Origin of the sequence: Pseudomonas paraglycinae (assembly GCF_021601625.1) — a bacterium.
Classification (GTDB): Bacteria; Pseudomonadota; Gammaproteobacteria; order Pseudomonadales; family Pseudomonadaceae; genus Aquipseudomonas; species Aquipseudomonas paraglycinae.
Genome location: NZ_BQHR01000004.1, coordinates 376,220 through 396,361 on the forward strand (window position 1 = coordinate 376,220; position 20,142 = coordinate 396,361).

The 20,142-nt window shown below is 55.8% G+C and carries 15 protein-coding genes; 6 read left to right on the forward strand and 9 right to left on the reverse strand.

The features are described from left to right. Positions 1-241: 241 nt before the first annotated feature. Together L6D82_RS08435 and L6D82_RS08440 are read left to right on the forward strand one after the other, a co-directional pair. Positions 242-1,381 (forward strand): PDDEXK-like family protein, encoded by a 1,140-nt coding sequence (locus L6D82_RS08435; protein WP_236188698.1) that lies wholly within the window; start codon positions 242-244, stop codon positions 1,379-1,381. 409 nt (positions 1,382-1,790) lie between these two features. Continuing rightward, entirely contained in the window at positions 1,791-2,450 is a 660-nt protein-coding gene (locus L6D82_RS08440; protein ID WP_236188699.1) for a hypothetical protein, read from the forward strand. A 349-nt stretch (positions 2,451-2,799) separates the two neighbouring features. Here the strand turns inward: L6D82_RS08440 and L6D82_RS08445 are convergent, their stop codons facing one another. Next, the gene (locus L6D82_RS08445; protein ID WP_236188700.1) at positions 2,800-3,993 is read right to left on the reverse strand and encodes a GAF domain-containing sensor histidine kinase; all 1,194 of its coding nucleotides are present in this window, start codon (positions 3,991-3,993) and stop codon (positions 2,800-2,802) included. A gap of 631 nt (positions 3,994-4,624) precedes the next feature. On the opposite strand from L6D82_RS08445, the gene L6D82_RS08450 reads away from it, so the two are divergent. Next, positions 4,625-5,608, forward strand: coding sequence for an LLM class oxidoreductase (locus L6D82_RS08450; RefSeq protein ID WP_236188701.1), 984 nt, complete (start codon positions 4,625-4,627; stop codon positions 5,606-5,608). 228 nt (positions 5,609-5,836) lie between these two features. Here the strand turns inward: L6D82_RS08450 and L6D82_RS08455 are convergent, their stop codons facing one another. The 4 genes from L6D82_RS08455 to L6D82_RS08470 all read right to left on the reverse strand — a co-directional run bounded on the left by L6D82_RS08455 (position 5,837) and on the right by L6D82_RS08470 (position 8,655). Next, on the reverse strand, positions 5,837-6,136 hold the full coding sequence (locus L6D82_RS08455) for a putative quinol monooxygenase (RefSeq protein ID WP_102687723.1): 300 nt from the start codon (positions 6,134-6,136) through the stop codon (positions 5,837-5,839). A gap of 226 nt (positions 6,137-6,362) precedes the next feature. Beyond that, complete coding sequence (locus tag L6D82_RS08460) at positions 6,363-7,463, reverse strand: low temperature requirement protein A (RefSeq protein ID WP_236188702.1); 1,101 nt, start codon at positions 7,461-7,463, stop codon at positions 6,363-6,365. 98 nt (positions 7,464-7,561) lie between these two features. Then, positions 7,562-8,101, reverse strand: coding sequence for a DsbA family protein (locus tag L6D82_RS08465; RefSeq protein ID WP_070086726.1), 540 nt, complete (start codon positions 8,099-8,101; stop codon positions 7,562-7,564). An 11-nt stretch (positions 8,102-8,112) separates the two neighbouring features. Next, on the reverse strand, positions 8,113-8,655 hold the full coding sequence (locus tag L6D82_RS08470) for a redoxin domain-containing protein (RefSeq protein ID WP_102687725.1): 543 nt from the start codon (positions 8,653-8,655) through the stop codon (positions 8,113-8,115). 798 nt (positions 8,656-9,453) lie between these two features. Here L6D82_RS08470 and L6D82_RS08480 point away from each other — a divergent pair. Further along, positions 9,454-11,211 (forward strand): sensor domain-containing diguanylate cyclase, encoded by a 1,758-nt coding sequence (locus L6D82_RS08480; RefSeq protein ID WP_173940206.1) that lies wholly within the window; start codon positions 9,454-9,456, stop codon positions 11,209-11,211. Positions 11,212-12,103: 892 nt separating this feature from the next. Beyond that, positions 12,104-12,793 carry a lipopolysaccharide kinase InaA family protein gene (locus L6D82_RS08485; RefSeq protein ID WP_236188703.1) on the forward strand — a complete coding sequence of 230 codons (690 nt, stop codon included), beginning with the start codon at positions 12,104-12,106 and terminating at the stop codon, positions 12,791-12,793. Positions 12,794-12,884: 91 nt separating this feature from the next. Here L6D82_RS08485 and L6D82_RS08490 read toward each other — a convergent pair whose 3' ends face one another. Next, positions 12,885-15,974, reverse strand: coding sequence for an efflux RND transporter permease subunit (locus L6D82_RS08490; protein ID WP_236188708.1), 3,090 nt, complete (start codon positions 15,972-15,974; stop codon positions 12,885-12,887). Further along, complete coding sequence (locus tag L6D82_RS08495) at positions 15,971-17,080, reverse strand: efflux RND transporter periplasmic adaptor subunit (RefSeq protein ID WP_236188710.1); 1,110 nt, start codon at positions 17,078-17,080, stop codon at positions 15,971-15,973. The genes L6D82_RS08490 and L6D82_RS08495 overlap by 4 nt, the downstream gene beginning before the upstream one ends. Positions 17,081-17,270: 190 nt before the next feature. Between L6D82_RS08495 and L6D82_RS08500 the strand changes: the two genes are divergently transcribed. Further along, positions 17,271-18,731 (forward strand): efflux transporter outer membrane subunit, encoded by a 1,461-nt coding sequence (locus L6D82_RS08500; RefSeq protein ID WP_236188712.1) that lies wholly within the window; start codon positions 17,271-17,273, stop codon positions 18,729-18,731. A 25-nt stretch (positions 18,732-18,756) separates the two neighbouring features. Here the strand turns inward: L6D82_RS08500 and L6D82_RS08505 are convergent, their stop codons facing one another. Continuing rightward, on the reverse strand, positions 18,757-19,377 hold the full coding sequence (locus L6D82_RS08505; RefSeq protein ID WP_134023354.1) for a TetR/AcrR family transcriptional regulator: 621 nt from the start codon (positions 19,375-19,377) through the stop codon (positions 18,757-18,759). A 123-nt stretch (positions 19,378-19,500) separates the two neighbouring features. Then, the gene (locus L6D82_RS08510; protein WP_173940207.1) at positions 19,501-20,097 is read right to left on the reverse strand and encodes a TetR/AcrR family transcriptional regulator; all 597 of its coding nucleotides are present in this window, start codon (positions 20,095-20,097) and stop codon (positions 19,501-19,503) included. Positions 20,098-20,142 lie beyond the last annotated feature (45 nt).

Sequence of the window (20,142 nt, forward strand, 5' to 3'; positions counted from 1 at the left end):
GGACCGCTTTCGACCAAAAGCGGTGATCGCGGGTCTACAAAAGCAGGGGCTGTTTACAGCGATTCCGGTTTACCCAGTGTGATGCGACTTCGCAAAACGCTTCATTGGCAAGGTCGAACGATCGACACAGCTCTAAACCAAGACTTGCATGATGCTAGCAGCATCAAATAGCCATTACATAAGAGCGTGATTTGCCTGATACTGCGCGCCGCAACTCAGCCTTATTCAGGGACCCACTCTCATGGACGATTTTTTGCAAACCGTGGCTCTGCTGCGCGCGAGGTATCAACGCCCGGCAGACTTCAACCTCTTCTCCGTACTCCGCAGCGCGAGTGACGAGGTTCGGCTTCACTCGCGTTTCCTCGCCTTCTTGCTCGACCCAAAGGCAACCCACAATCAGGGAACAGCTCTACTGAATCTCCTGTTGAAGCGACTGGGCATCCAGGACTTCGATTCAGAGAATGCGATTGTCGAGGTCGAGTACCAGAACATCGACATCTTGGTCCGCAACCAATCCAAGCAGGCAGTGATCATCGAGAACAAGATCTACGCCGGCGATCAGGACGAACAGCTCTGGCGCTACCACCAGCGAATGCGGGCAGAAGGCTACGGCGAGATTTGGACCACGTATCTCACCCTGGATGGTTCCGAACCCAGTGAACAGAGTCGCAAGTCTCTGCCTGTAGTTCTTCTTAGCTACGAAGCTGAGATCATCGCTTGGTTGAAGGACTGTATTCCACTGGTTGCCCGCGAGCCCGGCGTGCGGGAAAGCGTTTTTCAGTACATCGAACTACTCCAAAAGCTGACATCCAGTGACCAGGGTGAAATCTACATGAGCAAGCTAAAAGAACAGATCCTGCTGGGCGAGAATCTCTTCGTGATCGCCGACATCAACCATGCATTCAAGTCCGTACTGGCCGATCTACAGTTCGATATTTGGGAGCGCATGACGGCTTGCCAAGCGAGCCAATATCCGCAACTTGGCAAGCCCGAAATTTCGGCCACGAAGGAGGCGGTTTCCGCCTATTACAAGAAGGCCAAAAACAGTAAATACATTGGCCTCACTTTCCCCTTCCCGTTTATGAATGGTGGCGTGTACATCGAACTCAACCACCGCCTCTACGTTGGCTACTACTGTGACGGTGAGCAGTTCCCGGAAGACCGGGAGCGCCTTTTGGCGCTGAGTCGAGAGATCGCACCCAACACTCGCAATTCGGGCAACCTGTTCTGGAAGTTCTCTAAGTTCAATGTGAACCTACATGCCCCTTCCAATGAGGACCTGGCCCTCCTCCGAGATCCGGAGACGAGGGAGTCGATTGCCGTCAGCCTGATAGATGACGCTCACGAACTGTGGCAGCGCGCTTACCAGCAGTTCGCCTGACCGCATTTGGCCGATTTCTGCCACTGATCAGAGGCAGCTATGGGTCGGTTTCAACCGGTCGTGGAAGGCAGAAATCGGCCAAAAGCGGACTCTCACGATAGCTGCTTTTTGGACGCCAGCGCACGACGCGGCGTCTGACCCAAAATGGATCTCAGTCGCGCGCTAGCTGTCGAGAAATTCAAACGACGAGTTTTAGCAGATTTTCCAACAGCTCTTTAAACTCAGCGCGATCTGTATAATTTTCCCGGTGCGTAGACCGGTGGAGGATCTGCTCAGCCGTCATCAACGGCCAGAGTTTGTCGATCACATCGTCCGCTTTGATGTTCTTATCTCAGAACCCAATCTCAACGACGGCTATTTTCTCCTGCTCTCGCGATTGCTTGACTCGTAGAGTGTTGAAGGAAGAGATTTGCAAAAAAATATTCGTCATTTACATGGACCTTCCAGCAGCAAAGGACGCTTGATGAGAACCCCGCTACTCGCCCTTACCCTCGCAGCTCTATTGAGCGCATGCGCAATCCCTTACGAAACCCCGGAAGCCCGCGCCAATATTGAACGCGATCTGAAGCTCAGCGCAGACGAAATCGTCACTATCACCGAAACCAACTGGTGCTTATCTTCCTATGGTGATTTGCAAGTGTGCAGACCCAAGCAAGGCCTGGGTGTGCTGACCAAGAACAAGCTAGTGCTGGCCTTCTATAAGGGCGGCATCTACCAGCAAGCTGAAGTCATCAACGCCAGCGATGTGCAGTGTGCCCACCTGCAAAGTGGCAGAGCCGCAGCCGATACCTTCTACCTATTCAGTGAACGTTGGGCCGCCATGCTGGCGCCAATTACCGTGGGAGGTGCTTTGGCCCTCGACAAGAAAGCCCAGTTCCTGAGCGTGCTAGTGCCGCCAAACACTGAGAGCTTCACGGCTGCGCAAGGAAATTTTATTCAGGTCACCGATCGCAAGAATTACTCGGCTGTGGCGGTACCAGGTACCAAAACCTATGTAGGAACCAGCGAGAGTATTCGCCAGATTTTTAATCCGTGTACGCAGGGAAAGAATCGCTCAGCCGCATCCTAAGTCCTGACCTGTCCTGACCTTTCGAGTGAAACAGTCCCAGCAGCAATTGAAGCGCAAGTAGTTCAATGCAAGCCCGATGCGCCGGGCCTGTCGAGAGCCGACAGTCGGCTGCCGACAGTTACAGACACAATGAAAAAGAAGGGCTGCATTGGGTCGTTTTCTGCCTCTCGCGACGGGCAGAAAACGGCCAGAAGCGGACATCGTCTAAAGGAAGCCTTCGGACTAAAAGAAGGACTTTGTCTTAAAAAGCCGATAGGCTCATGTACTTATTATCAGTAAAAATCCAGGCGAAGGGACATGGCACTGTCTAAAGGCGATCAACAATGATCTGAAGGATGAAGATCGTTGTTTAGGCACATTTGAGACGAGCGGGAAATCTTGCTACGAAACAAGTTCCCGATTCGAGTGTGGACACCACGCTCAGGTTGCCTCCGTGCGCAGTGGTAATTTGGGAGGCGATATAGAGTCCCAAGCCCAAGCCTTCACCACGTTGTCCAGCCTCTGATCGGGTGAAAGGTTCAAACAGCAAGGGCGACAAGTGCGGCGGTATCGGGGGGCCTTGGTTGGTCACAGATATAACAATTTCGTCCACTTCAGTGTCGGCCTTAACAGTGATAGGCGACGCTAATGAGCCGTGGGTGACTGCGTTTCCCAACAAGTTGGAAAGCAACTGGCTGATACGCAGAGGGTCACAATAGACACCGGCCGGTATGTCTACCAACTCAATAAATGTAGCTCGAGGGTGCGAGATTTGAACCTCATTCAGAGTCAAACGTAGTGTGTTGCCCAGATCATCGACAAGTTGGCGTTTGATTGGAATTCCGCTCCCCATTCGACCCCGGGCAAAATCCAGCACGTTTTCGATCAGGTTTCCCATGCGTGTGGAGCTAGTACGAATGGCTGAAATTAAGCTAAGCGATCTTTTGTCCGTTGTTTTGGTTTCCAGCAGATCGGCGCTCATACGAATGGCGCTCAATGGCGTGCGCAGATCATGCCCGAGTACGGCGACGAATTGCTCGCGCAACCTTCCGTGCTCCTGGGCATTAACTAACTCCGCTTGGGCAATCTCGAGATTATTCTGGGCATCGAGGCTCAACGCTATCAATTGGGCGAAAAGCGTAAGTGTGTTGGCAATGGCCGGGTCATCGAGATGAGCAGGCACAGAGTCGATGGCACACAGTGTCCCAAAAAACTCGCCGTTTGCCTTTATGATCGGAATAGAAATATAGCTTTCCAATCCATAGGTTCTGGGCGTGTGATGCAGGGAAAAAACGGGATGTTCACTGGCGTGGCCAAAAATGACCGGTTTTCTGTGCTGCCGAATTTCATGGCAGATCGTTGACTCAAGCACCAGCTCGTCGCCAGGTTTCAAGCCGAACTCAATGGAGTCATCTACTGCGCACGCCACCCAGTTTTTTTCAGTGACCCTGGCGACAGCGGCGAACCGCATTCCAGTGACGTGCTTGACCATGCTCAATATCACCGGCACAGCTTTGATGCGGTGGATAGCATTAATGTCTTGAGAGAACTCTTGGCTGGTCATAGATCTGCGGTTCAAATGAGTGCGTTCAGAGAATATTCCTAATTATCTAACGTTTCCAATAAGCTATTTCATCAAGCTTCACGTCACTAGGGCCAAAACCAGCGAGTGTCATAACGGCCGCCTCCGGCGGTCGATGAAATGGACATCGACTTCGTGTTGACATTCCTCCAATGACTATTTTTTGCCGCTTTCTACCCGTTACCGTGGCAGCTTTTGGCCGAATGCTGCCCTCCGCGACAGGCAGCAATCGTCGAATAGCGGCCGTTCTGGAATGGCAGGAAACGACCGATAACTGCCTTCGATATGCGACTTTCGCCCGTCAGTGGCTCGATTGCAAGAATATGGCGGAGAGCTGCAAAACCGCCTACGCTTATAGAATGATTCCTCGAACGCCTTGCCCATCTGGTGGTATAGAGCCGAGAGATCTGACTTCCTTTGACCGTCCGCTTAACCCCCACCCGGACCAACCCGCGCCTATGGCCAGCAACTGCCCCCTGAGTCCGGTCCACACGACCAGCAGTACGGCGCAACGGGTAAAAGCCAGACCCAACCTGCCGTTCAAAAGCGACCGATGCCGCAGCACCTCTGGAAACGGGGGCGCTGTTCACGTTCTGTCATGAGGTCAATCCGTATGTATCGGCCGAGCACGATTCCTTACCAGCAGCATCGAGGGTTCAGCCGAACCTTCACTCAGGGGCATTTGAGCCTTGGATTGTTCTTTCCCATGGAGGCGTTCGACGGGGACACTCCGAGCATGCTCAACCAGGTCACACTGGCTAAAAAAGCCGAGGCGCTGGGCTTCTGCGCGCTCTGGTTTCGCGACGTGCCGCTTCGCGACCCTGGCTTCGGCGATGTCGGCCAAGTCTTCGACCCCTGGGTTTACCTGGGTTATATGGCCGCCCATACCTCGGAGATTGCACTTGGCACCGCCTCCATCGCCATCCCGCTGCACCATCCCCTGCACACGGCCAAGGCGTCAGCCAGCGTCGATCAGTTGAGCACTGGTCGCTTGATTCTGGGGGTTGCTTCGGGAGATCGGCCAGTGGAGTTTTCGGCGTTTGGCGTCGATCCCGAAAGGCGTGGAGAGATCTTTCGAGAACACTACGAAGTGATTCGCCGCGCCCACAGCACCAGTTTTGAGCCCATCCACTGGAGCACTGGTGAAATGCAAGGCGCAGACCTGATTCCGAAACCTACCACCCAATTCATTCCAATGCTCGTGACCGGCAACAGTCGCCAGCCACTGGATTGGATCGCGCGTGAGAGCAACGGATGGATCAACTATCCACGCATTCCGAACATGCAGCGGCTGGTCGTGGAAGATTGGCGACTGGAGGTCACGAAACAATGTGGCTCTGTGTACAAGCCCTTTACTCAGTCGCTGTACATCGATCTCGATGAAAATCCGTCAACGCCACCCACACGTATCCATTTGGGGTTCAGACTTGGACGTTACCATCTACGATTTTTGCTGGAGTCGCTTGAGGAAATCGGCGTGGACCACGTCATTCTCAATCTCAAATATGGCAAGCGCCCTGCGGCGGAGGTTATCGAGGAATTGGGTACGCACATCGTTGCGCAGTTCGGAGTGCAGCCGCGTCAGGCAGCGCATTGAACATCGGTCACTGCTACGCCGACGAATGCTCACTTGACGAAACCATAAAGTGTCACGGCGCGGATGACCTCCGGTTCTATATCAATGATGGAGATCTTCGCGCCATGAGCGACCGGTGCCCGGCAAACAATCTACCCTACCCAGCCTAAACCCGTGATGAGCACGTTGCCTTGCAGATTCTGTGCGGCTTCCACGCCGTCCATGGACACGATTTGCGCGCGTATCCTTTCAGGGTAGCTTGGCCGCAAGGACGTCAACCTTCTCGATTGATGGCGGTTCGGCAAACAGCTCGGCAGCGTTTGCCATAAGCGCCGCCGCGACCTTGCCCGAAAGATGAGCCTGCCGGCCCGCTTCATCCGGGAATGCGTCAAAGATGCCAAAGGTAGACGGCCCCAAGCGGATTCCAAACCAGGCTGTAGTGGCTGGCTCCTCCTCCACTAAAGGAAGGCCGCTCAAGAGAAAGCGCTCCACCTCTTTCTCTTTCCCAGGTTTTGCTTCCAGACGAACGAACAACGCTACTTTGACCATGACGTGGCTCCTGTTGTTACGATGCGGCTGGTGCTATCTGGTCGCAATAGCTAAAAGGGGCATCCGGCAATTAACTATGGTCGACGACACCAGGATTACAAACCCAAAGAGACCAAGGGTAGCGTCGCATGTCGCTTGGACACTGAGAATGACGTAGTAGGCAGCGCGCAAACCGCAGACCAGCCGCTTGATCACTTTTCCCGAGCTGTGGCCTGATAATCAAGACTCAACGATATCTGAAATTCAGGAGAACATAACAAATCATGGTGACTGTCAAGCCGACCAATATGTACTCGACACGCGGTAGAAATATAACTAACCCACCTAAAAAAAACACGATCAAGGTGTTTTGCAGTATGTATTTCCTTATTCGACTCACAGCTATGAAATAGCCATATTGCTTCCCCAGGAAAAACAAGACCATGCCGGTGATCGACATAATCTGGAAATCGCGCATCGCAATGTCGTTCAGGATCGCATGCCTGATCAAATTTGCCAGAAGTGCCAGCCCCATAAAAAGAAAAAGGTGCGAGTAGATTAAGGCGTGCCCACTCATACTGCTTTGATGTTTGTTCAATAAGTAAAAACTATCAAAGTAGATCCACCAGATACTGCAAATCATGATGAATCCGGTGATGGCCGCCATCACATTGTAATAACCCCATTGAATGTTAGATAAGCCTCCGGAAAGGCTAATAATTGACTCCCCCAATAAGATTAGGGTGAGTAGGCCTATGCGCTCAACCAAGTGCTCTGTGTGTGCTGGCAACGGTTTTAATTTAGTCCAGAAAAATACAGGAAACAGAATATCAAGAACAATCCCAATATAAGCAACAAGGTAACGCAAGGGCGGGTCAAAAATAACGGATGAAAGGCTAATAACTGCGCTAACTAATAGGGCGAAGCCGAGCCTTGAGGAAAGTTCGCCGCGAGAATCGAGTTTACTAATGGAGGAAATATACATGACACTGATGATCGCACGTATACCAAAATAGCAGGCAATAATAAGCGGGTAGTTCACTTCCAGGTCTTCCCCGATCCGTGCCGACAGCACAATGAGCAGGAGCATTATGAATAATGTTGCCAAACGGTGAAGATTGCTGTCTGTATCGAACCTGTTGGAGTAAATCGTGTGACTGGACCAGATCCACCACAACGGTACAAAAAGCAGTAAGAATGTCCATAATTGCTTATGTTCAAAGTGCCCGTCATGAACATGTCCGAGAGTGTGCGTAACCTGGCCTATCGTAACAACGAAAGTCAGGTCAAAAAACAACTCCAACCATGTGGCGTGTCGATTTTCTTCATAATACTTCAAAGATTTCATTAGTTGCCGGCTCCGTGTCCACCTCTTTAATGTAAAAGGAAGCTAACGTTGGTTTTTCCTCGGCTCCGATGTGGGTGATGCCAAGCCGATTTGGCTCTCTAGCGATTTCGTCCACGCACTAACAAAAGCTCAATCATCTGACTCATCCCGATGAACTCTGGAACTCCGTCATAGCGAAGCCCGTCAATGTAAAACGCTGGGGTGCCATTCACGCCGCTGCGTACACCGCCATTGAAATCGGCTTGTATTTTGGGAATGTAAGTATCCTCTTGCATTGCAAGATCGAATTCCTCCCTGGAAAGGCCGTGTTTGAGAACAATGGCGCGATACAGCGGCAGACCCAATCGATCCTGATTTTCATACAATTCGTCGTGAGCCTCCCAGAAGAACCCTCGACTCCCGGCATACTCCGCGGTGACCGCTGCACCCAGCGCATGCGGGTGAGCAGTGGTCAGAGGAAAGTTACGGAACACGAACAGCAAATCATCGCGAAAATGCTGCTGCAGATTCTTGACCATCCAATAAGCTTCACCGCAATAGGGACATTCATAGTCGCCAAATTCCACCAAGGTGACCTTGGCATGCGCACTTCCCTGGCGATGGTCGTTGGCACTTACCGGGACTTTGAGAGTGGCCATGTAATCACCTGTTAATTTTTGGTTGGCGTGCTTTGTGGCGAATTCACCAGAGCATCCAGCGCATCCAGAATGCCGTCCGCCCCAGGGTTGATTGCCATTGGTGAGACGTAGCTCCAGGCAACCACCCCCTCCTTGTCAATCACGAACAGTGCCCTCTTACAAACTCCGAGCTGGGACTCGTACGCTCCATACTGTCGTGCCACCGCCCCTTTGGGCTCGAAATCGGCCAGCAGGCTGAAGTGGAAATTTCGATCTTTGGCAAAGGCCTGATGACACCAGGCGCTGTCAACCGAGATACCCAATAGCACCGCACCGTATTCTCTGAAGGTGGGTAACAACTGGTTGTACAAGGTCAGTTGGTCACCACACACCGAAGTCCAGTCAGCGGGATAAAACGCCAGTATCACGGGATTTCCCTTTAGCTCACGCAGCGACAACTGTTGATCAGGGGTTGCGTGAAGAGTGAAGTCGGGCGCGACAGTGCCGGCCGGCAGCGGACCCTGAACCAGGTCGCCATTGGTTTTTTGTGCATCATCGAACTCTAAAGTATTCATTGCTTGAACCTTGATAGATGGGTGGTTGGGACGTGCTCAGTGGGATGCGACGTGCCCGACGGGATAACTCCATCCACCATCAAGGGGTTCAAAAAAAGACAACGCTGCCTCGATCTCAGCCTGAGCCTGAGTGATTTCGGCAGCGAAACATTCACGTTCCGCATCAAGGAACACAAGAAGATCCGCCGTGTAATCGCGGAATTGGATTAGGCCAGGTTGGCAGGGGAATGGTCAGATTCGCTCTGGCTCACCAATGACTATAGTCGTTGATGACGCTTGCCGTAGTCGCTGAACGAATTTTCGGTACCCTCAAGTGCCAACAACACTTACGCGCTTATCTTGCTGCCATTTCAGGCGGCGCTTTAACACGATGATTTTGGCAGCTATTTCGCCACTTCAGACAAATCTACATCTGCTTTCTGGACGACAACGGCTGCCCGTTACGACAAGCAGAAACCGACCAGAGGCAGACGACTCGGCCCCTTACCTCCAGCAGCCAGTCAAATCGTAAACATAAGTCTGTAACCAGCAGCTGGCTCGTCATGACCCGAGTCGGGCTGACGGAGTAGGTAAACCAGAGCTATTTATTCACCGGATGAGGGTTGGCCATCGCCAGCGAATATAGGGACTCGAGTCCGTCCCTTTTCGGTTCCACTGAGACAACGGCAGGGGCTGCCAGCCAATTCGTCACGGTTTAACGAAATGATGACGGCAGAAAGCTATTATTGTTAAGTTTTCCAACCCCAAGCCGATAATCGCCGGGAGGCACAACTCGTACCCCGGAGTGGAGAAGTCCGAATGTTGTCCAGCAGATCCAAGTCGTCAGAAGATTCCCGAGACGAGCGCTTCGACGGCCTGCTCCATATGGTCAGGCGGCAGTTCGGTGTCGTGGCCGTCCTGCTGACAACCGGCGCACAGGATCTACAGCGCTTTTGCGCTGGCGCCGGCCCGATTGTGCGCGACACACTGCCAGACCTCCGCATGCCGCTTCCCTCCGATGCCAATGCCCATACACTTCTGCTTGTACCCGATATCAGCCGCGACGAGCATCTGCGCAATCACCCACTGACAAAAACGTTTCCCTCGCTGCGCTTTCTCGCCGCCTGCCCACTGCAGGCGCCAGGTGGAGGGCAGCTCGGCCTTCTCTGTCTGCTTCACGACCAACCGCGCGAGCTCGATGCCGAGCAACAAAAAGGGTTGCAGGAGTTCGCTCAATTGGCAGTTGGGGCGCTGCTGCTGAAGGATTCGGATCGAGCGGAGTTTGAGCTTCCGAGCGAAAACGATCGACGTAAGGCGCTGGCCATCGCCACTAGCGGCACCGGTGTTTGGGACCGAAACATGCTCACCGGCAAAGTCAACTATTCCGATAGTTGGAAGGCCTTGCTGGGCTACACCAACAACGAGATCGGCAGCGACCCTGCCGAGGCCTACACCCGCATCCATCCTGCCGACTTCGCATACGTGCTGGCCGTCTACCAGGAGGCCATCGACGGGCGCACCGAGGTTTTCGAAGTCGAGCACCGATTACGTTGCCGGGACGGCAGTTACAAGTGGGTCTGCAGTCGCGGCAAGGTGGTCGAATTTGACGGTGCCGGCAAACCCTCGCGCATGGTCGGAACCACCACTGACGTCACTGCAATGTACGCCCTGTCGGAACAGATACAGCTGAACGCCGCTCTGCTGACCGACCTGACCAACGAAATCCCCGGCATGGTTTTCCAGAGTCTGCGGCAGTTGCATGGACAGTACAGCTTTTCTTTCGTCAGCATCGGGGCCCGCGACATTTATGGAGTGACGCCGGAGCAACTGATGCAGGATGCCGACATGCTGCACATGATCATCCATCCGGACGATCTGACTGCCTACCTCGGCTCCCTGGAAGCGTCTGCGACGGATCTCAATCCCTGGAACCTAGAATACCGGGTACTGCTGCCCGGTGGGGGCGCCGCTTGGCGTCATGGTGCTGCGCGTCCCAGGGCACTGGCGGACGGGAGTGTGCTCTGGCACGGCATCATCACCGATGTCACCGAGCGCAAGCTAATCGAAGCAGAACTGCAGGTGCTCGCCAGCACGGATTCCTTGACGCAACTGTCCAATCGTCGCCACTTCATGCAGCACCTCGAAAGCGAGTTGGCGCGTGTGCAGCGCTCTGCCGGCTATCCCGCGGTAATCCTGATGTTCGACCTTGACCACTTCAAAGCCATTAATGATCGCTGGGGACATTCGGTAGGTGATCTCGCGCTTCAGCACTTCTCGGCCATTCTCTGCACACAGCTGCGCAGAACCGATGCTGCCGGTCGCATGGGCGGCGAAGAGTTCGCAGTGGTGTTGAGCAATGCTTCCGTCGACGAGGCCAAAATCTTCGCCCAACGAGTCCAGGATGAGCTGGCCAGTGCGCCACTAGACCACGGAGACGAACGTCTGACACTGGCGGTCAGCGTAGGTATCGCCGCCCTCCATTCAGCCGATGTCAGCGCTGAGGCCAGCCTGTCGCGCAGCGACAAGGCGCTCTATTGCGCAAAGCGTGCCGGGCGCAACCGCATCGAATGTTATTGAAAGGTCGGGAGGGATTCAGACCTCAAAGCAGCGACATGCCAAGACGCAATGAGCCTCCAACGCCGCCTGAACAGCGACGATGATCATAATTTCAGCATGATTGGAAAAGCATCTAGTCTGTAGCGTTCCAGCGATCGTCTGCTTTTGGACGTGTCCTGCCTGTCACGACTGACCAGGTTGGCTGCGAAAATCCCAATTCAGATGAAAGTCGCTTTTCCATCAAGCGCAACCACTCGATTGCAGCTATGAAATTCAGGGCGATCATGAGCCTACCCAGAACGCCAGATAACCGGACAACTTCGTTTCCGCAAATAAGTATCCACCCCTTGATTTCAGAGGCTTCCAGAGCATTAATCAATACTGCCTAGCGGAAACGAATACAAGTTAAGGCATTGAAATATATGGATTAATCTTCGGACTTGAAAACCGTCGACTGTAACAGGTCCATGAGTTCGAATCCCATCGCCTCCGCCATATTTGATACGACAAAGCCCTGATTATTCAGGGCTTTGTCATTTCTGGCGTTCCAGAAATTCTGATGACATCAGGATGTTTTCCACAAACCGCAACTTTCACTCCCTTCTTCAGCGTTCTGCCGAACATAAAACACTCTTCATGTAATACGGGAATTAATCAAGATGACCCTGGCCGTGATGATGGCACCTCACTGATAGCTATCAGCCGAATGCTGCCTCCTGCGGACGACTGTCCTGGCCGAAACCGTTTTATCTCTCACGACTGCCTTTGGACCGTAGCTCCCGCTCAATAATGGATAAGCGCGTCATCAAAGGAACTAGCCCAATATTGAAACGTCTGTTTGAATAACGGCATGATGCCAGCCAGCAAAAAGGCCGATGGCGCAGCTGATAACAACACAAGAATGGAGTGCGCGATGAGCCAAACCGACCAAATTTTTTCCTATTGGTGGAATACATCAGGCCCTTGGGTAGAAGAACCCAACGTACGCAGGAGTGGCACGAGCGGAGTGCAGCGAGTTTTGCATAACGGTGCGACTGTGTACGTTAAGCGTCAGACGGGTCATTTGTTTCGCAGCCTGAGATATCCTCTGGGGCGCCCCACTACCTTGCGCGAAGGCCGCGCGCTCACAAAGTTACTCCACCTTGGGGTCAACGCCCCTCAACCGGTTTACTACGGTGCGCAAAAAATCAAAGGGGTCTGGCACGGCATCTTGGTCACCAAGGACTTGAACGGTTTCCAGGATTTGGAATCCTGGTACAACGAAGGTGCAAAAAACCAATACACGCCCAAGCAACTGGACAATGTGCTCGAAATACTCGCGTCATTGATGGCACGAATGCATCTCGGCCGCTGGCAACATGGCTGCATGCGCTCAAAGCACATTTTTATCAAAGTTCGCAATTCGTCGAGCAATCCCGAGTTCGAGCTTGCGCTGCTCGATCTCGAGAAGTCCCATGGGCGAATCAGCTCATTGCGGGCAGCTCGGCACGACATTTTGCAACTCAGACGGCATTCCTATTGGAGCGAACCGGAGTGGCAACACTTTCTTCGTCATTATGAAAAGCACCTGGGTCGACCAGTAATCACTCAGGGCCGTTCTTGAAAGCCCAACGAAGGCGGTAGGCGCTCACATCACATGAATGTCTGCATCGATCTGCCAGGTGAACCCAGGCCTCGATTTTCAGCACTGATGGCTACTCCGGTTTGACTGTTGCAGCCGGCGGCCTGGCGTCAGGACCGATTTTGAACCAGATCGAGTACATCGCGGGCAGGAACACCAGCGTCATGATGGTGCCGACGAGCGTGCCGCCAATCAGGGTATAGGCCAGCGTCCCCCAGAACACCGAGTGTGTCAGGGGAATAAACGCCAGGATCGCCGCCAGGGCCGTCAACAGGACCGGTCGCGCACGTTGCACCGTGGCTTCGACGACCGCGTGAAACGGATCCAGCCCTTCTTGCGCGTTGTGATGAATCTGGCCGATCAAAATCAGCGTATTGCGCATCAGGATCCCCGACAGTGCAATCAACCCGACCAGCGCATTGATGCCAAACGGCTGATTGAAGATGAGCAGAGTCGGCACCACGCCAATCAAGCCTAACGGCGAGGTCAGGAACACCATGATCATCGCCGAGATCGAACGGACCTGCACAATGAGGATGACCAGGGTCATGGCGATCATGATCGGCAACAACGGCAGGATCGCCTTGCCGGCCTTGCCGGACTCTTCAATCGCGCCCGCCTGCTCGATCCGGTAACCGGAAGGCAGTTTCTCGATGATCGGCTGCAGTTGCTTCAGCAGCGCACTGGAAACATCCGGTGGCTGCAAGTCTTCGGCAATGTCGCCGCGCACAGTGATGGTCGGGGTGCGATCACGCCGGCGCAGGATCGGATCCTCCATGCGCACATCAACCTCGCCGATCTGCGACAACGGGACCCGCTGCCCCGACGCACCGACCAAGGTGAAGCCTTCGATTTGCTGTGGATCGAGCCGGACATCGCCCGCTGCCCGCCCCATGACCTGTACTGAACGAATATCCTCACGCACCGCCGTAATCGGTACTCCGCTGAGCAGGAACTGCAATTGCTGTGCAACCGCAGTCGATGTCAGCCCCACTGCCTGCAGACGATCTTGATCCAGGTTGAAATGCAACGACGGAGTCAGCGGCCCCCAATCGGTGTTCACGGTTCTCATCATCGGGCTGTCCTGCATCACACCCCGCACCTGCTCGGCGATCACGCGCAACTTGGCCGGATCAGGCCCCATCACCCGGTAGGCCACCGGAAACGGTGAATAAGGACCAAATACGATTTGCGATGCCCTGAGGCGCGCTTCCGGGGCGAGCCCTTGAGCCACCGCGTCACGAAAACGCAATTTGAGGGTTTCCCGTGCTTCCTGACTGTCGGTCAGTACAACGATCTTGGCGAACGACGGATCGGGCAGTTCCGGTGCCATCGCCAGGAAGAAACGCGGTGCACCCTGGCCGATATAGGCCGTGACGATTTTTGCCTCATCTTGCTGGCGCAGCCAGGCTTCGACCTTGGCGGCCGTGGCGCTGGTCTGCTCGATGGAGGTGCCGTAGGGCATTTGCACTTCGATCATGACTTCAGGACGGTCAGAGGTCGGGAAGAACTGTTTCTTCACCAGGCCCATACCCGCAGCGGCCACAAAGAACAGCACAATGACCATGCCCGCGACCAGCCATTTGCGGGCAATGACCCGGGTCAGAACCCGGCGAAAGCGGTTGTATCGCGGCGTGTTGTAGATCGCCGCATGTCCACCCTCCACCGCCTTGATATCCGGCAACAGTTTCACGCCCAGATAAGGGGTGAACGCCACTGCCACGACCCACGAAGCGATGAGAGCGATGCCCACGATCCAGAACATGTTGCTGGTGTATTCGCCGGCCGTGGACTGAGCGAAACCGTTCGGCAAAAAACCGATCGCCGTCACCAGGGTTCCGGACAGCATCGGCGCCGCCGTGTGGCTCCAGGCATAGGCAGAGGCCTTGATGCGATCGTAGCCCTCCTCCATTTTCACCACCATCATTTCAATGGCAATGATCGCGTCATCGACCAGCAGCCCGAGCGCCAGAATCAACGACCCCAGGGTAATACGGTCAAAGTTTTTGCCGGTGGCCGCCATCACCACAAACACGATCGCCAGGGTCAACGGCACCGCAGCGGCGACCACCACGCCAACGCGCCAGCCCATGCTCAGAAAGCAGACGAGCATGACCACCAGCAGCGCGACAAAGAACTTGACCATGAACTCGCCGACGGCGGAGTCGATATTCACTGCCTGGTCGGTGACTTTCGAGAGGGTCATACCCAAGGGCATTTCCTCGTTGATCCTGACGGTCTCGGCATCCAGCGCCTTGCCCAGATCAAGGCCGTTCCAGCCCTCGCGCATCACCACACCGAGCAACAGCGCCTCTTCGCCGTTATTACGCACCAGAAAGGTAGCCGGGTCTTCGTAACCGCGTTCGACCGTCGCCACATCAGACAGCTTGAGTGTCCGCCCCTGCACCACCACAGGGGTGTCACGGATTTTCTGCAGCTTGTCGAACGCACCATCGAGGCGCAGAAAAACCTGTGGCCCGCTGGTGTCGATTGATCCGGCCGGGGTCAGTGCGTTCTGACTGTTCAGCGCGGCGAAGATATCCTGCGGTGACAAGCCCAAGGTCGCCAACCGGTCATGCGAGAAAGAAACAAATATCCGTTCGGCTTGTTCGCCGATGATGTTGACCTTCTTCACCCCCGGCACATGCAACAGGCGCTGGCGCATGGACTCCGCATCGCGGACCAGCAGACGCTGCGGCTCGCCCTTGGCTTTCAGGGCGAACAGCGCAAAGGTCACGTCCGAATACTCGTCGTTGACCATCGGCCCGATGACGCCCGCTGGCAACTTGATCGCTTCATCGTCGAGTTTTTTACGCGCCTGATAGAACTCTTCCTGCACTTGCGAGGGCGGCGTGCTATCGAGCAACGAGACCATCGTGAAAGCGAGCCCTGGCCGCGTATAGGTTTCCGAGCGGTCGTACCATTTGAGTTCTTGCAGGCGTTTTTCCAGTGGCTCCGCGACCTGATCCTGCATCTCCTGTGCGGTCGCCCCCGGCCACGCCGTGATGACGGTCAACTGCTTGACCGTAAACGGAGGATCTTCGGCACGCCCCAGCTGGAAGAATGCCAGGGTGCCGGCAACGGCGATCAGGAAAATCAGAAAGACCGTGATCGAACGCTCGCGAACGGCGATGGCAGAAAGGTTGAATCGTCCTTCGCTCATGGACGACTCCCGGCAACGGTCGCCGCATCAGGCACGGGCATTCTTACTGCTTCACCTTCGCGCAACAGGTGAGCGCCCAGCGCCACAATCTGTTCGCCAACCCGGAGATCGCCAGCGACTCGGGCCGAATCGTCGCTCAACCCCAGCACCTGAACCGGTCGCCAGGTCACGGTTGGCGGTGTCCCGGCGATGCCCCACACGCCAGGACCTTGACCCGCGTCGTAAAGCGCAACGATGGGCACTTGCAACGATGCGGCGGGTGTCGAACCCTCGGCGATTCTGAGGGTGACTGTCGAACCTATCGGCGCATTGGCCAACGCGCCTTCCAGTACATAGCGCGCCTCGAACGTACGCGTCGTGCGGTCCGCCGAATCCGAAAGCAACCTCAGTTTCGCGGTAACAGCACCCGAGGCGTCGCCATAGAGCGTGGCTTGCGCGGTGGATCCTGCTGCGGGGCGCAACGTCTCGGGCAAGTGCACGATGGCCTCGCGCTGCCCTGCCCGCGCCAGCCGAACCACCGGTTGTCCAGGGCTGATGACTTGTCCGGGTTCGGCGAGTGTTTCCACCACAACGCCGTCGGCATCGGCGACCAGCACCGCATAACCGGAAGCGTTGCGGGCAACGTCCGCCTGCGCTTCAGCGGCGCTGAGTTGCGCCTTGGCGGTATCTGCGGCGGCTTTGATCTGATCGTAGGCCGATGCGGAAATGGCGCCGGCGCTGACCAGAGTGCGATAGCGGGCTTCGTCATCGGCTGTCTGCCTGGCCCGGGCCCGTGCGGCGATGACCGACTCCTGCTGCGCGCGTGCCTGCAACCCCAGGTCGATGGGGTCGAGCCGCATCAGCGGCTGACCGCGTTTGACGCTCTGCCCCGTGTCAACCAGACGCTCGAGCACCTTGCCCGAAACGCGAAACCCCAGATCGCCCTGAATGCGCGCCGTCACCACTCCCGTGAAGGTGCGAGAACCGTCAGCCGCAGCCTGAACGGCGGTGAACCTGACCAGAGGCGCCTGTGTGCGCGGGTCTGCAGCGGATGAGGAATCACCGCACGCCGCCAGGGCGAGTGGCAACAGGCATGCGGCAATAGGGGAAATTCGAAGCCGGCGCATAGGTTCACTTACTGAAATAGGATGATCATCATATTCTCATCTTTGTGACCAATATCGTCAACAGTCACATTAAATGAGGTATTCGACGCTCCAGTTTTATCATTTATACCGTGATTGCCTTTTCAAGCCTTAATTGACACGTTGTGACCATTGCGTAATATGGTCACGAAAATCTCGTTAAGGAACGCCGATGCCTCCCCTGCGCCCAATTGCTCTTTTGGTTACCGCCAGCCTCATGGCAGGTTGTGCGGTGGGTCCGGATTACCATCGTCCAGATGCCCCGCTTTCAGATCATTACCTCGGGAAGTCTGCTGTCGAACCGCGATCAGGATCGACACCGGACAGCCTTGCCGCCTGGTGGGAAAGCTTTAACGATCCGCTACTGAGCAACCTCATCGACCAGGCCTTGCAGCAGAATCTGGACCTGGCACAGGCATCAGCGCGCGTCACCCAGGCCAAGGCCGGACTGGGCGCCGCAAATGCAGCACTGCTGCCCTCGGCGAATATCAGCGCACAGGCGGCACGCGCTTATCAGTCCGTCGAGACACCACTGGGCCAAGTCTTGAATTCAACACCCGGCTACGACCGTTACGGCAATGCCTACGAGGCCAATCTCGAGGCGGGCTGGGAAGTCGATGTCTTTGGCGGACTGCGCCGCGGGCGTGAGGCGGCACTGGCTGAGTATCAGGCCTCAGCAGCCGGTTTCACGGCGACGAGGCTGGCAATCGCTGCGCAAACAGCCGATATCTACATCACCCTGCGCGGATTACAGGCGCGGCTGGACATCGCCACCCGGCAAGTCGACACCCGGCGCGCATTGCTGGAGAAGGTTCAGTTGCTTTACGGCAAAGGGCTGGCCGCGGAGTATCAGGTGCGCCAGGCCGAGGGTGAGTTGTCGCAAGTCCAGGCGACCGTTCCGGTACTGCAAAGCGGTCTGGAGGCAGCCATGAATGCGATGGACGTGCTGCTCGGCACGCCTCCCGGCACTCACCGCACGCAACTGGCACGTGAGGGCGAGATTCCCGATGTACCGTCGCTGACTGCGCTGGGCACACCTGCAGATCTGCTGCGGCGCAGACCGGACCTGATCGTCGCCGAACGCCGTCTCGCGGCCTCCAACGCGCGTATCGGTGAAGCGATTGCCGAGTACTACCCGAAATTTTCCCTCAGCGCCTTGCTCGGCAGCGCGACTGCCGTCTCCGGCGGCAATCTTTTCACCAGCGGCGCGAGCCAATCGAGCGCTGTCCTGGGTCTGCGCTGGAGGCTATTCGACTTCGGACGCATCAACGCCCGGATCGATCAGGCCAAAGGCCAGGAATCTGAAGCATTGGCCGCCTATCGCCAGTCGGTACTGCGCGCCACCGAAGATGTAGAGAACGCGCTGTCTTCACTGGTGAATCGGCAAACTCAGACCACCACCCTTACCGGCGGCGAAGCCGCGCTGACTCAAGCTCGCCAGTCCTCGTTCACCGCCTATGAAAAAGGCACCGCCAGCCTGATCGATGTCCTGCACGCCGACGAAACACTGTTGCAGGCCTCCGACGCCAGAGCGCAAGCGCGGACCGAATCGGCCCGTGCGGCGGTAGCGGTGTTCAAGTCGCTGGGCGGGGGCTGGCAACCCACTGAATCACAACCTGTAGCGGCACGCTGAGCAGCACCACCAGATCGCTTTCAGGTCAGGGCATCAGGCTGCGCAGAATGAGGTTGGAGGTCAGCGTGGGCGCTACCTCGATAAAATCCAGATTGTGCTGCAGCAACAACGGATTGACGAAGGGACGCAGGGCCAGATGAATCGCTTCGACGGTCTCGTCCAGCGGGGTCTTGCGCTCGAACTCTCCGAGCTCTCGCCCTTCACGCACGATGTCGAAGATAAAGCGCTTGATCTGCTCCTCATACACCTGAGCACATGGCCAACGCTCCGCTGCCGAGAATGCCGCGATGTCGTAGAGCTTGCGATCATTGAAGAACAGGTCCACACCCGTGGCAATCACGGTCTTCACCAGCCGGCGGAAACGCTCGGTCGGCGAAATCCCCTCTGCGTTAACAGCCTGTTCGACCGCTGCAACCATTTGCCCCAGACAATTCGAGCAGATCGCTTCGCCGATCGCCTGCTTGGAATCAAAGAACTTATAGATGTACGCCTTGGAAAAACCGATGGCCCTGGCCAGATCGGACACCGTGGTTTTGCCATAGCCGTTTTGGCTGAAGTGTTCATTGGCTGCCGCGACAATCTGATCACGAATCTCGTGATCGACTGGGCCACGTGGGCCGGGCGAAGATATGGATGGCTGATTCATGGGCGTAGCTTACTCACCCTGTCGAGGTCTTACAAATCGTGACCAATAGACTACATATTCACGAAAAACGGCTGTCTGAAACGGGCTGACGTTCAAGTCATCGAACAGGGTGGATCGGCCCTTCTACGGCGTTTCCACTTCATCGACCGGCAACACCGGCAATGAAGCAAACATTTCGGCGCGGCATACCTCAAGGATTTCATCCGCCAAGGCGGAATCATCCGGACAGGCGCGTGACAAGACAATTGCGCCGACCGCACGCGACAGCAAGTCGATCATTTTCCTTCTTCCCTCACCCTCCGCGGCATCCGGCCCTGTCGGATATTTTTCCCCCAGAGTTTGCAGGGTGCGTTCAATGCCTTCGGCAAACGTGGCTTTCACATCGTCCGACTGACGCGCCGCGTCGCCACACAGTGCGGCCATCGTGCAACCGCTGCCGCGTCCGTCGCGATGTTCTCGATTCACGTAGACGTTGATGAAACCGGGCACGTCGAGCGCCTGGGCGCCGGTCAACGATTTGCCAAGACTGCAGGCCGAGGCTTCGGCCATCAGGTCAGCCTTCGAGCCGAAGTGCTTGTAGAAGCCTCCATGGGTGAAACCGGCAGCCGCCATGAGATCCGCCACACCGACGCCGTCAAAGCCACGCTCACGGAACAGCTCTGAGGCCGTCTCAACGATGTGTTCTCGATTGGCCTGCGCCTGGGCCTTGGTCACTCTCACGTGCAATACCTCGCGTTTAGCGGTAATTCCTGCGTCCGATGATAC

Bases quoted from the DNA above. Each gene is read 5' to 3' on its own strand.
- L6D82_RS08435 (WP_236188698.1), top strand. From the start codon at position 242: ATGGACGATTTTTTGCAAACCGTGGCTCTGCTGCGCGCGAGGTATCAA.
- L6D82_RS08445 (WP_236188700.1), bottom strand. From the start codon at position 3,993: ATGACCAGCCAAGAGTTCTCTCAAGACATTAATGCTATCCACCGCATC.
- L6D82_RS08450 (WP_236188701.1), top strand. From the start codon at position 4,625: ATGTATCGGCCGAGCACGATTCCTTACCAGCAGCATCGAGGGTTCAGC.
- L6D82_RS08455 (WP_102687723.1), bottom strand. From the start codon at position 6,136: ATGGTCAAAGTAGCGTTGTTCGTTCGTCTGGAAGCAAAACCTGGGAAA.
- L6D82_RS08460 (WP_236188702.1), bottom strand. From the start codon at position 7,463: ATGAAATCTTTGAAGTATTATGAAGAAAATCGACACGCCACATGGTTG.
- L6D82_RS08465 (WP_070086726.1), bottom strand. From the start codon at position 8,101: ATGGCCACTCTCAAAGTCCCGGTAAGTGCCAACGACCATCGCCAGGGA.
- L6D82_RS08470 (WP_102687725.1), bottom strand. From the start codon at position 8,655: ATGAATACTTTAGAGTTCGATGATGCACAAAAAACCAATGGCGACCTG.
- L6D82_RS08480 (WP_173940206.1), top strand. From the start codon at position 9,454: ATGTTGTCCAGCAGATCCAAGTCGTCAGAAGATTCCCGAGACGAGCGC.
- L6D82_RS08485 (WP_236188703.1), top strand. From the start codon at position 12,104: ATGAGCCAAACCGACCAAATTTTTTCCTATTGGTGGAATACATCAGGC.
- L6D82_RS08490 (WP_236188708.1), bottom strand. From the start codon at position 15,974: ATGAGCGAAGGACGATTCAACCTTTCTGCCATCGCCGTTCGCGAGCGT.
- L6D82_RS08495 (WP_236188710.1), bottom strand. From the start codon at position 17,080: ATGCGCCGGCTTCGAATTTCCCCTATTGCCGCATGCCTGTTGCCACTC.
- L6D82_RS08500 (WP_236188712.1), top strand. From the start codon at position 17,271: ATGCCTCCCCTGCGCCCAATTGCTCTTTTGGTTACCGCCAGCCTCATG.
- L6D82_RS08505 (WP_134023354.1), bottom strand. From the start codon at position 19,377: ATGAATCAGCCATCCATATCTTCGCCCGGCCCACGTGGCCCAGTCGAT.